The sequence below is a fragment of the Staphylococcus sp. 11-B-312 genome (genome assembly GCF_016743055.1).
In the GTDB taxonomy this organism is placed as follows: Bacteria; Bacillota; Bacilli; order Staphylococcales; family Staphylococcaceae; genus Staphylococcus; species Staphylococcus ureilyticus.
Genome location: NZ_CP068241.1, coordinates 419,119 through 431,938, shown reverse-complemented (window position 1 = coordinate 431,938; position 12,820 = coordinate 419,119). Strand labels below are relative to the sequence as shown.

The 12,820-nt window shown below is 33.5% G+C and carries 12 protein-coding genes and 1 riboswitch; of the genes, 5 read left to right on the top strand and 7 right to left on the bottom strand.

The features are described 5' to 3' along the window. The first annotated feature begins 113 nt into the window (after positions 1 to 113). Together JG554_RS01840 and copZ are read left to right on the top strand one after the other, a co-directional pair. Positions 114 to 2,498: a heavy metal translocating P-type ATPase gene (locus tag JG554_RS01840; RefSeq protein ID WP_203265353.1), complete on the top strand. Its 2,385-nt coding sequence runs from the start codon at positions 114 to 116 to the stop codon at positions 2,496 to 2,498. Positions 2,499 to 2,554: 56 nt separating this feature from the next. Continuing rightward, complete coding sequence (copZ, locus tag JG554_RS01835) at positions 2,555 to 2,761, top strand: copper chaperone CopZ (protein ID WP_070037277.1); 207 nt, start codon at positions 2,555 to 2,557, stop codon at positions 2,759 to 2,761. Between the two features lie 68 nt (positions 2,762 to 2,829). Here the strand turns inward: copZ and JG554_RS01830 are convergent, their stop codons facing one another. The 5 genes from JG554_RS01830 to JG554_RS01810 form a co-directional block, all read right to left on the bottom strand. Beyond that, a complete protein-coding gene (locus JG554_RS01830; RefSeq protein WP_070037274.1) occupies positions 2,830 to 3,828 on the bottom strand; it encodes a D-lactate dehydrogenase in 999 nt (332 codons plus the stop codon). 14 nt (positions 3,829 to 3,842) lie between these two features. Continuing rightward, complete coding sequence (locus JG554_RS01825; protein ID WP_070037271.1) at positions 3,843 to 5,006, bottom strand: aminotransferase class I/II-fold pyridoxal phosphate-dependent enzyme; 1,164 nt, start codon at positions 5,004 to 5,006, stop codon at positions 3,843 to 3,845. Positions 5,007 to 5,068: 62 nt separating this feature from the next. After that, positions 5,069 to 5,181: riboswitch (SAM riboswitch) on the bottom strand. Between the two features lie 122 nt (positions 5,182 to 5,303). Next, complete coding sequence (locus JG554_RS01820; RefSeq protein WP_107360051.1) at positions 5,304 to 6,017, bottom strand: transglycosylase family protein; 714 nt, start codon at positions 6,015 to 6,017, stop codon at positions 5,304 to 5,306. A gap of 513 nt (positions 6,018 to 6,530) precedes the next feature. Continuing rightward, complete coding sequence (locus tag JG554_RS01815; protein WP_046206715.1) at positions 6,531 to 7,574, bottom strand: PTS sugar transporter subunit IIC; 1,044 nt, start codon at positions 7,572 to 7,574, stop codon at positions 6,531 to 6,533. A 315-nt stretch (positions 7,575 to 7,889) separates the two neighbouring features. Then, complete coding sequence (locus JG554_RS01810) at positions 7,890 to 8,321, bottom strand: 6-pyruvoyl trahydropterin synthase family protein (protein WP_046206714.1); 432 nt, start codon at positions 8,319 to 8,321, stop codon at positions 7,890 to 7,892. A gap of 142 nt (positions 8,322 to 8,463) precedes the next feature. On the opposite strand from JG554_RS01810, the gene JG554_RS01805 reads away from it, so the two are divergent. Continuing rightward, a complete protein-coding gene (locus JG554_RS01805) occupies positions 8,464 to 8,817 on the top strand; it encodes a DUF488 domain-containing protein (RefSeq protein WP_046206713.1) in 354 nt (117 codons plus the stop codon). A gap of 12 nt (positions 8,818 to 8,829) precedes the next feature. Next, positions 8,830 to 9,495 (top strand): DNA-3-methyladenine glycosylase family protein, encoded by a 666-nt coding sequence (locus JG554_RS01800; protein WP_203265352.1) that lies wholly within the window; start codon positions 8,830 to 8,832, stop codon positions 9,493 to 9,495. Positions 9,496 to 9,574: 79 nt separating this feature from the next. On the opposite strand, the gene JG554_RS01795 is transcribed toward JG554_RS01800, so the two are convergent. Continuing rightward, the gene (locus JG554_RS01795; RefSeq protein ID WP_226857789.1) at positions 9,575 to 10,132 is read right to left on the bottom strand and encodes a M23 family metallopeptidase; all 558 of its coding nucleotides are present in this window, start codon (positions 10,130 to 10,132) and stop codon (positions 9,575 to 9,577) included. Positions 10,133 to 10,523: 391 nt separating this feature from the next. Then, a complete protein-coding gene (locus tag JG554_RS01790; protein WP_203265351.1) occupies positions 10,524 to 11,444 on the bottom strand; it encodes a nucleoside hydrolase in 921 nt (306 codons plus the stop codon). Between the two features lie 323 nt (positions 11,445 to 11,767). On the opposite strand from JG554_RS01790, the gene JG554_RS01785 reads away from it, so the two are divergent. After that, the gene (locus JG554_RS01785) at positions 11,768 to 12,736 is read left to right on the top strand and encodes a DMT family transporter (RefSeq protein WP_046206710.1); all 969 of its coding nucleotides are present in this window, start codon (positions 11,768 to 11,770) and stop codon (positions 12,734 to 12,736) included. Positions 12,737 to 12,820 lie beyond the last annotated feature (84 nt).

Sequence of the window (12,820 nt, the reverse complement as noted above, 5' to 3'; positions counted from 1 at the left end):
TTCAAACAAACACATTGACTTTTATACCTATAGGGGGTATATTAAATTTAACAGATGACATACAAATAGCGTTTCGTTATAAATCTATAAAACAAAAGGAGGCAGTCACTGAGATGAGTAACAACAAAAAAACGACACTAGGCATTACGGGCATGACTTGTGCCGCGTGTGCAAACCGTATCGAAAAGAATTTAAATAAAATGGAAGATGTCACAGCAAATGTCAATGTCACAACCGAGAAAGCAACGATTGAATATAATTCAGATCATACTTCAATCGATGCTTTAACTCAAAAAATTAAAGATACAGGTTATGATGTTGTCACTGAAAAAGCTGATTTAGATGTCATCGGTATGACTTGCGCTGCATGTTCAAATCGTATTGAAAAAGTTCTTAATCGCACTGACGGTGTTGAACAAGCCAACGTCAATCTCACAACCGAAAATGCAACGATAAATTATAATCCAGAAGTGACATCTATAGATGGATTGATAAAGAAAATACAAAACATCGGCTATGATGCAAAAACCAAAGCAGCTCCTTCAGAAAAGAATTCACGCAAAGCTCAAGAATTAAAAGGGAAACGAAACAAAATAATCATTTCAGCCATCCTTTCTTTACCTTTATTATTGACGATGTTTGTCCATTTATTCGGACTACCATTACCGAGTTTCTTAATGAATCCCTGGTTTCAATTCATATTAGCTACACCTGTTCAATTTATAATTGGTTGGCAATTTTATGTAGGCGCTTACAAAAATCTACGAAATGGCTCAGCCAATATGGACGTATTAGTTGCTTTAGGTACGAGCGCAGCATTCTTTTACAGTATTTATGAAATGATAAAATGGTTGAGCAATACAAATAATACACCTCATTTGTATTTTGAAACGAGTGCCGTATTAATAACACTTATCTTATTTGGTAAATATTTAGAAAGTCGTGCCAAAACACAAACTACCAATGCTTTAAGTGAATTGTTAAGCTTACAAGCCAAAGAAGCACGTATAATCAGAAATGGTAAAACACAGATGGTGCCACTCAGTGAAGTTGTTGTGGGAGATTATATACAAGTAAAACCAGGAGAAAAAATACCAGTTGATGGTCAAATAATTAAAGGTATGACTGCGATAGATGAATCTATGTTAACCGGTGAATCTATCCCTGTTGAAAAAACATTAAACGATAATGTGATAGGATCAACAATGAATAAAAACGGTACGATTACAATAGAAGCAACAAAAGTAGGAAAAGACACTGCTTTATCTTCTATTATTAAAGTAGTTGAAGACGCTCAAGGTTCAAAAGCGCCTATACAACGTTTAGCTGATACGATTTCTGGTTACTTTGTTCCTATTGTCGTAGGCATTGCTATACTCACATTTATCATTTGGATTGCTTTTGTTCAAACGGGCCAATTTGAACCTGCGCTTGTAGCAGCAATCGCTGTATTAGTGATCGCTTGCCCATGTGCATTGGGCCTCGCAACACCCACTTCAATTATGGTGGGTACTGGTAAGGCTGCTGAAAATGGTATTTTATTTAAAGGCGGCGAGCACATAGAACGTACGCACCAAGTCGATACAGTTGTTCTAGATAAAACAGGAACAATCACAAACGGTAAACCAATTGTGACTGATTTTGAGGGTAATAATGAAACCCTACAACTATTAGCTAGCGCAGAAAAAGATTCTGAACACCCATTAGCTGAAGCAATCGTCAATTATGCAAATGAAAAAAACATCGACTTATTAGAAACATCTGCTTTTGAAGCCGTACCTGGACACGGTATTCAAGCAATGATTCATAACCAAGACGTATTTGTTGGCACACGTAAATTCATGAAAGATGCGCATATAGATGTTTCAATGTATGAAGATAATTTAGTTAAATATGAATACGAAGGTAAAACGGCTATGCTCATTGCTATTAATCAAACACTGCAAGGTGTGATTGCAGTCGCTGATACAGTCAAAGACTCTGCCGAGGAAGCAATACAACAACTACACGAATTAGGTATTTCCGTAACAATGCTTACAGGAGATAATGCACGAACAGCACAAGCGATTGCTAAACAAGTAGGTATAGACGCTGTAATTTCAGAAGTATTACCAGAAGAAAAAGCTTCAAAAATCGCTGAACTACAAGATAATAATAAAATTGTTGCTATGGTTGGAGATGGCGTTAATGACGCACCAGCATTAGTTCAAGCCGATATTGGTATTGCTATTGGTACAGGTACAGAAGTAGCAATAGAAGCAGCGGATGTCACTATTTTAGGCGGAGAATTATTATTAATTCCTAAAGCAATCAAAGCTAGTAATTCAACGATAAGCAATATCAGACAAAACTTATTTTGGGCGTTCGGCTATAACGTTGCCGGTATCCCTATTGCCGCTTTAGGTTTACTTGCACCATGGGTAGCTGGCGCAGCTATGGCATTAAGCTCCGTAAGTGTAGTAACCAATTCGCTTAGATTAAAACGAATGAAATTATAACTCAATTTTGTAATAATACTAATAATAAATATCCTTAATTTAAGGAGGTGATTCTTATGGCAACAGAAACAATTAAAGTTGATGGCATGAGCTGCGATCATTGTAAGCATGCAGTAGAATCTACGCTGACGAATCTAAATGGCGTATCAACAGCTGATGTAAACCTTGAGGCTGGTAATGTTGAAGTCAATTTTGACGACAATAAAGTTACAATGACAAGCATGAAAGATGCTATCGAAGATCAAGGCTATGATGCTAAATAACCTGTACATTTATAAAATAAGGGCTGAGACGATATCAAACGTCTTAGCCCTGTTTTTATATTACCTATTTAATTAACGCGAAGTTTACTATCCCCTGTATATATTACCTCTAATGTTGCATCTAGCGCATCCACAATAAGATTTTTCACAGCTGCATCTGTATAAAAAGCAATATGTGGAGATAGAATGACATCTTGTCGCTCTATCAATTCAACTAATACTGCATCATCCAATTGTGTATTGCGTTGATCACTTGGGAATAAGCCTTTCTCACCTTCATAAGTGTCTAATGCTGCTCCTTTTAATTTCCCACTATTCAATGCATCTATAAGCGCTTTTGTATCAACAATCGTACCGCGCGCACAATTAATAAACACGGCACCAGTTTTCATTTCTGTAAATACTGTCTCATTAAACAAATATGTATTATCCTTTGTCGCTGGGATATGTACAGTGACAATATCCGCGTCTTTAATTGCTTCACTCATGCTTTCCTGATATGTCAAATACGCTTCGCATGAAATTTGAGGTTCAATATCATATGCTACTACTTCTGAACCAAAACCTTCTGCAAAAATTTTACCAACAATGGAACCAATACGACCTGTACCAATAACTGCAACTTTTAAATCTTTTATAGAACGTGACAAAATACTTGGTTGCCATCTAAAATCATATGTTGTAGTTTTATTTTGTATATCATTAAAATTTCTAATTAAATTTAATGCTTGGGATACGGTATATTCAGCGATTGAATTTGGAGAATATGAAGGTACGTTGGTTATAACTAGTTCATATTGCTTTGCTAACTCAAGATTGTAACTATCAAATCCAGCACTTCTCTGAGCAATTTGCTTAATGCCATAATCATGTAATTTTTTATATACTGTTTCATCTAATTCAATTTGTTGTGACAATGACACCCCATCAAAACCTTTGACACGATCTACCGTTTCCAAAGATAAAATGTCACTATCTAAATCTACTAAAACCTGATTTTTTTCTGACCATTCATTAATAAAAGGGATATCTTCTTCTCTGACACCAAAAAGTTTAATGCTTTTCATTAATCGTTTCACTCCTAATCTGCTTCATATAAATGTTTTAATGATTGAATGCGTTCTGCGGCTTCCATTAAGCTATCATCATCCACTGCTAATGAAATACGTACATAGTGCCGCCCATGTTCACCAAATGGAACACCTGGCGCAACCAAAATGGATTTTTCTTTTAATAAATACGTTTCAAATGTTTCACCATCATAATGTTTAGGGGTTTTCAACCATAAAAATATGCCACCATTCATCGGTTCAAAAGGGATTCCCACTGCATTCAATTTAGCAGTGAACTTATCTCTACGAACTTTAAATATTTCATTTTGACTCAAGAGGAAATCATCATAGTGATTTAAAGCAAAGGTAGCCGCATCTTGCAGTGCACCAAACATACCAGCGTGCGTATGTGTTTGATATTTTTTCAATGCTTGTATCATATCTTTGTTTCCTACAGCAAAACCAACTCTAAAACCTGACATATTATATCCTTTTGATAAAGAGAAAACTTCTATTGCTAAGTTTTTAGCACCCTTTGATTGTAAAATACTTGGATTTTTATAATCAAAACCAAATGCACTGTAGGCAAAATCATGAACAATTTTAGTTTTTGTGCCTTGAAATTGTTTAATTGCTTTATCAAACACATCTTTTGTAGCAACTGAACCTGTAGGATTATTTGGATAAGTTAGATAAACTAAGCGCGTATTCAATAAGACATCTTTATCTATCGTATGCCATTGTGGCAAATAATAAGGTGGCTTTAACACAAGTGGTTGTGGCTTAGCATCTGCCAATAATACACCTGCTAAATAATCTGTATAACCTGGATCAGGAAGCAGCACATTTTCCCCTGGATTAACGATGCATGTAGGCAAAGCGACTAAGCCGTTTTTCGTACCATATAAGATACAAACTTCTTCATCCTTATCTAATTCAACCTCATATTGTCTTTTATAAAAATCCACGATTGCTTGCTTAAATGTTTTTTTCCCATGAAAAGCGACATATTTTTGATTTTCTGGTTTATAGATGGCTTCTGCGTAACAATCAAGAATACCTTTAGGCGTTGCACCATCAGGTATACCTACTGCCATATTAATCAATGGCAAAGGACCAGGCTCTATTTTACGCCCCATCGTTTTGCCAAAGTAACTATCCGGAATTTGTGATAATCGATCTGATATTACCATTAAAAGTCCTCCTTAAAATAAAAAACTATATGCCCCTTAAGTGACATATAGCTCTCACATGACACTTATCTATCAAGTATTTTACTTGTTGAATGTAGCACAGTACTTATGATAATAGATAAGTCTGTTGCTGAAGTTTCAACGGGTCAAGTCCCTCCACTTCTCTGGATAAGTTACTTTATAATTAAATTAATATTAATTTTATCAGAATATTCTAACATGTCAATATAAAAAAAGAGTGACTCGCTTGAGTCACTCTTTATCTATATAGTTATCACATTAATTTTTGATTGAATCTTACCAACCAACCCAAGCGCCAGAACCTTGTGATTTATAAACTCCAACTGCTGTATCAATTTGGTCTTGAACAGACATACCCGAATGTTCGCCATGGCCTAATAGTTGGAATAATCCGTATGCTCCAGATGAAGCATTAACAGCATTTGCATTACCACCGCTTTCGCGTTGAATAACACCTTTCCATTGCGCAGCTGACACACCAGTACGCGATGCCATTTGATTAGCAATTGCATCAATACTTGACGTATTTGTAGTCACTGATGTAGATTTTGCACTTGTTTGTGCTGTTCTAACATTTGTAGTTGCTGAAGCTTTTGGTGCTTCTACTGCTGCTGGAGCAGTATATGATTGTTGTGAACGTACTTCACTTGCAGATTTTTCATTTGTATTAACACTAACTTCTGAACTTACATCTTGTGTAGTGTTAGGTGTTGAAGCTTGTGCACCAACTTCATGGTATTCCCATGACCATGTATTACCGTCTGATGTAAAAGTAAACTCGTTACCATCTAGTACAAAATTATAGTTATACGCACCAGCGTGTAATGGTTTTTGATTTAATTCAGCTGAATCATTTAATGCTAATTCTGCTAAATGTGCTTTGTCGATGTTTTGTTCTGAAGCGTGAGCTTGATTGTTGTCAGATGCTGCTGCATATCCTGTTACGCCTAATGCTACTGCTAATGATGAAGCTAAAATTGATTTTTTCATAATAAAATAAATCCTCCAAATTTAATTTCTAATAAAATATATTTTCGATAATTTTTTTGTCGTATTTGCTAAAATTCTTTAAATTTTATGTTTTGTTTTTTGACCATAGTTAATATACCACATATTTTTATCAAACATATTACACTTACATAACAAAACTTTACAAAAATTATTCTGATTTGTAACATTGCAATCTTTTGTAATCATTTTATACAACGTTCTCAAATAATTATTATTGCTCATACGATTTATGAATACTGGCATAAAAAAGTATTTTCACTTGAACCACTTCATTTTTTATATTGTCTGAAAAATTACAAACAACCGTTTTGTTACATAACTGTAATAATATATTTCGATATCTTTTTTTATATATTGGGGTCAAACTTGCAAATTTTTTTGTACAAAATTAAAAAAGACCTTTGATTTGAGGCCTTTTTTAATGTTTTCTCTTACATTTTAACTATACGTATTTTCAATATATTACATTAATCAAGCATATATCTGCTTATTTTATGCTAAAAATTTAAATACTTCCTTATTATATAATTTCAAAACTTTCATATAGAACATATGGATTAAGAAACCTATCATAAACGGAACGACAAAAAAAGCGATAAATACATATAATAGATTAAGTAGTAACGGCGCTTCCATATGTCTAAATGCACTGATTGGCCCAACGAGTCCAATGATACCAAAACCTGCAGATTCTTTGGTACCTGCAATACCTAGCAATGCACCAAAAAAACCAGTGATTAGCGCATTGGTAAAGATAGGTAATAAAATGATAGGATGTCGAACCATATTAGGAATCATCATTTTTACACCACCTAAAAATATTGTGATAGGTACACCTGATCGATTTATTTTCATCGTACCTGCAACGAGAACTCCTTCACATGCTACGATACCTAATGAGGCTGAACCTGCTGCTAAACCACTAATACCAATAGCTAATGCTGTAGCCACTGTAGAAATTGGTGAAATGATGATGAAACTAAAGACAAGTGCAATAAGCATTGACATGATGATAGGTTGTAATTCTGTAAATGTATTAACTAAGTTACCGATACCAGTCGTAATTAATTGTATGTATGGTAATAACGTCAAACCAATCAAACCTGAAATTACACCAACGATGGTTGGTAAAATAATCAATGTGAGACTACCAAAACGTTCACCAATTACCAATATAAAAAATACTGCAATTGCTGCTGTAATCATTGTATTAATTAAGTCTCCTACTCCAGCAAGTACCCATACGCCATCTTTAAATTGCGCAACACCACTGCCAACAAAAGCTGAACTAGCAACTACAGCGGTCGCTAAAGGCGTTAAACTAAAGCGCATTGCAATCAAAGCACCTACCAATAGTGGAACTGTAAATTGAATACCTAAAACAACCTGTAGTAAAGATTCAAAAATGGCATGTTTCGGCGCTAAAAGCTTAAACACCTCACCTAAAATAGCATTAGGTATGAGCCCAGCAACAATTGCAATTGCTACTCCAGATAATACATTATTAATAAATTGTTTCGGACTTACTTTAATCATTGTGTGCCTCCTATGTTGTGATAAATAAAATATACCATATTATCGCAATTTTCAGAATATTTATTTATGTAAAATTTTCCATTTCAAATTAAAAATGTAGTTAAGTATATTCTCAAAATTTTCCAACTCTACAGTATGCTTACAAATCACAAAAATTGCACACAAAATACGGACAGACATTCATATCTATTGCATGAACTTGTCTATCCATATACTTTGGTTGCTATTCAAAACGATATTAAACCTTGTTGTCGCTAAAATTTAACATACTCTAGTACATGCGTATTATTGATGAAACCGTGTTATTAACATACCTTATTTTTCGTCCATGAATTCACGCGTCAATACTAAACCTTGTGTTGCATTCTCAAAAAATTCTAGCTTTTGTAGTGTATTTTGCTCTGGCAAGTGTTGCTCAAATTGTTCCCATATCCAAAAGGCAATATTTTCAGCAGTTGTATTCATTGATGGCAATGTTTCATTAACGAGTTGACCATCCAAATAAGTTGCGATTTTTTGATTATATATTTTATCTACTTCATTAAAATCTAATGCCAATCCGGTATCGTCTATTTCAGATAAAATTTCAATATCGAACTTATAATGTTGATTTGCTAAATCTTTGTGTGCTGTTTGACTGAAATATATTCGATTATCACAAGTGAATTCATAATAATTTTTAATAAGCACTGCATTACTACGGTATTTAAATTGTTCGGGTGGTTGTACTTGATCAAAATTCGTCATAGTTAAAATCTCCTTTTCAGCATTGTATTTATCTATACCCTTTAAGGTAGAATATATGACTTCTGAGACCTCTGATGTTTTTAATATTAAATTTTAGGCTATAGAAAAATAATTGAAATAATTCAAATTAAAGGAGTATTTTATGACTATTCAAATACAACGCATTTATGAAAAACCACTTAAAGAAGGCGTTCGTGTACTTGTAGACCGTGTTTGGCCAAGAGGTATATCAAAAGATCAGGCCAATTTAGACCATTGGCTAAAAAATATTGCACCTACATCCGAGTTAAGAAAATGGTTTAATCACGATCCTCAACTTTATGCTGCATTTAAAGAAAAATACGAGAAAGAATTACGTGAAAATGAGGAACAACAAGAAGCTTTTAATGAATTGCAAGATATTATTGCTAACAGTAAGCAAGATGTCATTTTGCTATATGGTGCAAAAGATGAGCAACATAACCAAGCAATTGTGTTGCAACAATTATTACAATAAGGTGTGAGTACGATGACTCAGTGGCAAATTGATATAAATGATCCGGTTGTACAAACACTTATGAATCAAGATGAGACACTTGCAAAACTTATAAAGCAAATTGGCAACATAGAAATAACACTACGTACCAATCCGCTAAAATCGTTAATTCGTTCTATCATTGGACAGCAAATTACCAATACTGCCGCTTCAGCAATTTCCCAAAAATTTTCAGATGCTATACACAATCAATGGACCCTTGAATCGATTTTAAGTTTGAAGGAAACACAAATGAAACATATTGGTCTTTCAAAAACTAAAATCAACTATATTCAAAATTTGCTTGCATATATAGAACAAAATAAATTGGATTTTGCTAATTTACATGAATTAGATGATAAAACTGTAAAACAAGTTTTAACACAGGTCAAAGGGATTGGTCGTTGGACATCAGAAATATTTTTAATTTTTACATTAAAACGCGAAAATATATTGCCCATTTTTGATGTAGGTTTACAGAGAGCTGCACAATGGCTATATCAAACCTCAACCGCAGAAAGAAAAAAACAGCTCACTCTCTGTGCAAAACAATGGCATCCATATGCTTCATATAGAGCATTTTACTTGTGGGAAGCAATTCATCGAAATTTATTAAATTACGATTCTATTGACTCAGTTATAGATAAATCAACTTCTTAATAAGTTAATTTTATAGTTCCTAACTATGCCTTCAATGTGGTAAATTGTGCCGTGATAGGCTAAAATATTTTCTAGACATTTATTGCTTATACAAACTTTTTTCACCTTTTGGCAATGATTCTATAAATTTTCTTGGGTTTTCCGCATAATCGTTGCCAACGCCACCTTTCATTCTTTGGAAATGTAGATGCGGTCCTGAAGTTTGAGAACCAGTATTACCAGAAAGTGCGATGATTTTTCCAGCTTCAACTTTGTCTCCAGGTTCCACTTTAAATTCATTTAAATGCATATACCATTGATGGTATACACCATTTTCTTCCCTAATTTGCACTACCTTACCACCTAACTCATTTTCAAAAGTTCTAGTTACCTTACCATCTGTTGCGGCAGTTACTGGTGTGTTTTTAGCTATACCATAGTCGATGCCATAGTGTTTACCATCAAAGTCATTATATTCATAATCACCAAAAGATTCTGTCTCTCTACTAATATTAAAAATACTTCTATCTGTTTCTTTTTCATCTTTATTTCCATCATTTTGTTGCACTAAATTTTCTCTTATATATCGTTGTACCGTATCTATATTTGTTAATAATAGTATTAACGGCACTAACACAATAATTAATAATAGTATCATTTTAAATGTATTTTTCACTATCTGATTCACCTTTTAAATTATGATATTAATATCATAATAAATGCTTTCATCTATATTTTGCTAATTATTCAACTTAAAATCTTCTCATACTTTCGTACTAAATGAATGGCACAAAAATATCAAAACACTTTTAGTAAACATATATCCATTGAATTCAGATATGAAAATCTCTTGATACCATTAATGTAAAATAAACGTCAATTTCTAATTTATTTTACTAGAAACCGACGTTTATTTTCAGTGACAAATATTTAAGCTCTATGCTTTTCTATTATTTTAATAAAATTTAAGAAATGCTAACGCGCACATTCTTACAAGTGATGTATATTAATATCTTCAAAATTTATGAAGTAATACCTATTCATTTAAATTACACGTTATAACTTTCTAACATATGTTCCATCAAAGTCCAAACGCGTTCAACATCTACTGATGTAGCAAAATATGCATTTTTTTCTTTGTTTGTAACATTATTTAAGTCGACTGACATTGTACCGTAAGTGAGTGAACTTTGATGTTCTATGTCGATATGTGTCTGTTGCATGGTAAATAAGTCTGGCTGCAATAAGTATAAAATTGTACACGCATCATGAATAGGACCGCCATCCATATTAAAATGCGTTTTATACGTAGATTTGAAAAATTTTAGTAGTTCAACAACAAATTTGGATATTTTATTATCAATAGCACTAAACCTTTGAATAACTTCATCTGTTGCTAAAACTTGATGTGTCACGTCTAGCCCAAAAACATTAATGTTAATACCACTTTCAAATACACGTGTAGCAGCTTCTGCATCTACCCAGATATTAAATTCAGCAGTAGGTGTCCAATTTCCGAAAGTACCGCCCCCCATGATAGTAATAGAATCAATGTATTGAGCAATACTAGGATCTTTAATTAATGCGGTAGCAACGTTAGTAAGCGGCCCCGTTGCTACAATTGTTACAGGGTCAGAGCTTTGTTTCAATGTTTTAATGATTACATCTGCAGCGTGATATTGTGTTGGTTTCAACGATGGTACTTCTGGTAATTTAGGTCCATCTAATCCAGAATCTCCGTGAATTTCAGAAGCAAACGAAGCAGGTTTTATGAGCGGACGTGAAGCACCTACTGATACTTCGATATCTCGTCTTCCCATAACTTCTAATACATTAAGTGCATTTTTGGTGTTTTTTTCAACTGCTTGATTTCCAGCTACAGTGGTCACTGCTAGTATATCAAGCGTGCTATATTTCGCACCTGCAAGAATCAATGCTATCGCATCATCATGACCTGGGTCACAATCCATGATTATTTTTTAGTCATTTAACACACTCCAATCTTCCTATATAAAAATAAATTGTACTAACTTTATCTAAGTATCATTTTGAAATTAATATTTTATTATTAAACACAACTACCTAAATCGCAACAACATGCTTTCAATTATATTGCTCTGTCTTTTTATACTACTGTTAAATCTATCATACTACTTTTCCATTGCATCCGCTTTTTATTTTTCCGAAAATTCACTTATTTTTATAAAATATCATCTTATTTGTACGAATTATGTTTGCTGTAATTAAAAAAACTGGTAAGTTAGTATCATTAAACAACTTGAGGTGGTCTTAAATGCGAGCAATTTTAATTGGTATATTAGCTGCTTTCTTTTTTTCTATTACATTCATATTAAACCATGCAATGTCTAACGACGGCGGAAGTTGGCTTTTTAGTGCGTCACTACGTTTTATTTTTATGTTTCCGTTTTTATTAATAATGGTTATTGGGAAGCATAAAACCCGCCATCATGTTGTTCTGTTGCATATTAAACAACATTTTTTCGCGTGGCTATTGTGGAGTTCTCTTGCCTTTGTCTTTTTCTATGTGCCTATAACTTTTGTATCAAATTATAGCCCGGGCTGGCTTATTTCTGCAACATGGCAATTAACTATTATTTGCGGCCTTCTCACTGCTCCTTTTTTCTACACATACATACAACAAGATACAGCTACAATTAAAGTGCGAGAACGAATCGCATGGCGCCCGTTAATTACATCGAGCATTATGATTCTAGGTGTTATTATTGTACAAATACCACACATTTCAAATATAGACTTGCATATATTTTTATTATCGGTTTTACCGTTAATCGTTGCGGCATTTTGTTATCCATTAGGCAATCGTAAAATGATGGTGCTTGTTGGCAATGACTTAAATACGATTGAACGGATTTATGGTATGACCTTAGTCACCTTACCATTATGGTTGCTCATCTTTCTCATTGGATTGGCTAGGCAAGGACCGCCATCTTCAAATCAAATCATGCAAACTTTCTTAGTTGCAATTTTCTCTGGTATTATCGCAACAACATTATTCTTCTATGCTACAAATATGGTAAAACACAATCAAACTAAGTTAGCTGCAGTTGAAGCAACACAAGCGATGGAAATCGTTTTTACATTAATTGGTGAAATGTTACTTTTAGGTTTAGCGTTACCAAATATATTGAGTATCGTTGGTATTATGATCATCACATTTGGTATCATTATCTATTGTTTTTTAAATAGTAAAATAAATAATCGTAAAATAGAAATAAAATAATGTTATAGTCAGTTATGTTTATTGACAACTTGTGCGTAAAGCAAGATAATTTGTCTGATGCTAATAACAAATATAGAGGTGTAA

What these genes read in the sequence shown, in the direction of transcription:
- JG554_RS01840 (WP_203265353.1), top strand. Translation starts at nt 114, where the DNA reads ATGAGTAACAACAAAAAAACGACACTAGGCATTACGGGCATGACTTGT.
- copZ (WP_070037277.1), top strand. Translation starts at nt 2,555, where the DNA reads ATGGCAACAGAAACAATTAAAGTTGATGGCATGAGCTGCGATCATTGT.
- JG554_RS01830 (WP_070037274.1), bottom strand. Translation starts at nt 3,828, where the DNA reads ATGAAAAGCATTAAACTTTTTGGTGTCAGAGAAGAAGATATCCCTTTT.
- JG554_RS01825 (WP_070037271.1), bottom strand. Translation starts at nt 5,006, where the DNA reads ATGGTAATATCAGATCGATTATCACAAATTCCGGATAGTTACTTTGGC.
- JG554_RS01820 (WP_107360051.1), bottom strand. Translation starts at nt 6,017, where the DNA reads ATGAAAAAATCAATTTTAGCTTCATCATTAGCAGTAGCATTAGGCGTA.
- JG554_RS01815 (WP_046206715.1), bottom strand. Translation starts at nt 7,574, where the DNA reads ATGATTAAAGTAAGTCCGAAACAATTTATTAATAATGTATTATCTGGA.
- JG554_RS01810 (WP_046206714.1), bottom strand. Translation starts at nt 8,321, where the DNA reads ATGACGAATTTTGATCAAGTACAACCACCCGAACAATTTAAATACCGT.
- JG554_RS01805 (WP_046206713.1), top strand. Translation starts at nt 8,464, where the DNA reads ATGACTATTCAAATACAACGCATTTATGAAAAACCACTTAAAGAAGGC.
- JG554_RS01800 (WP_203265352.1), top strand. Translation starts at nt 8,830, where the DNA reads ATGACTCAGTGGCAAATTGATATAAATGATCCGGTTGTACAAACACTT.
- JG554_RS01795 (WP_226857789.1), bottom strand. Translation starts at nt 10,132, where the DNA reads ATGATACTATTATTAATTATTGTGTTAGTGCCGTTAATACTATTATTA.
- JG554_RS01790 (WP_203265351.1), bottom strand. Translation starts at nt 11,444, where the DNA reads ATGGATTGTGACCCAGGTCATGATGATGCGATAGCATTGATTCTTGCA.
- JG554_RS01785 (WP_046206710.1), top strand. Translation starts at nt 11,768, where the DNA reads ATGCGAGCAATTTTAATTGGTATATTAGCTGCTTTCTTTTTTTCTATT.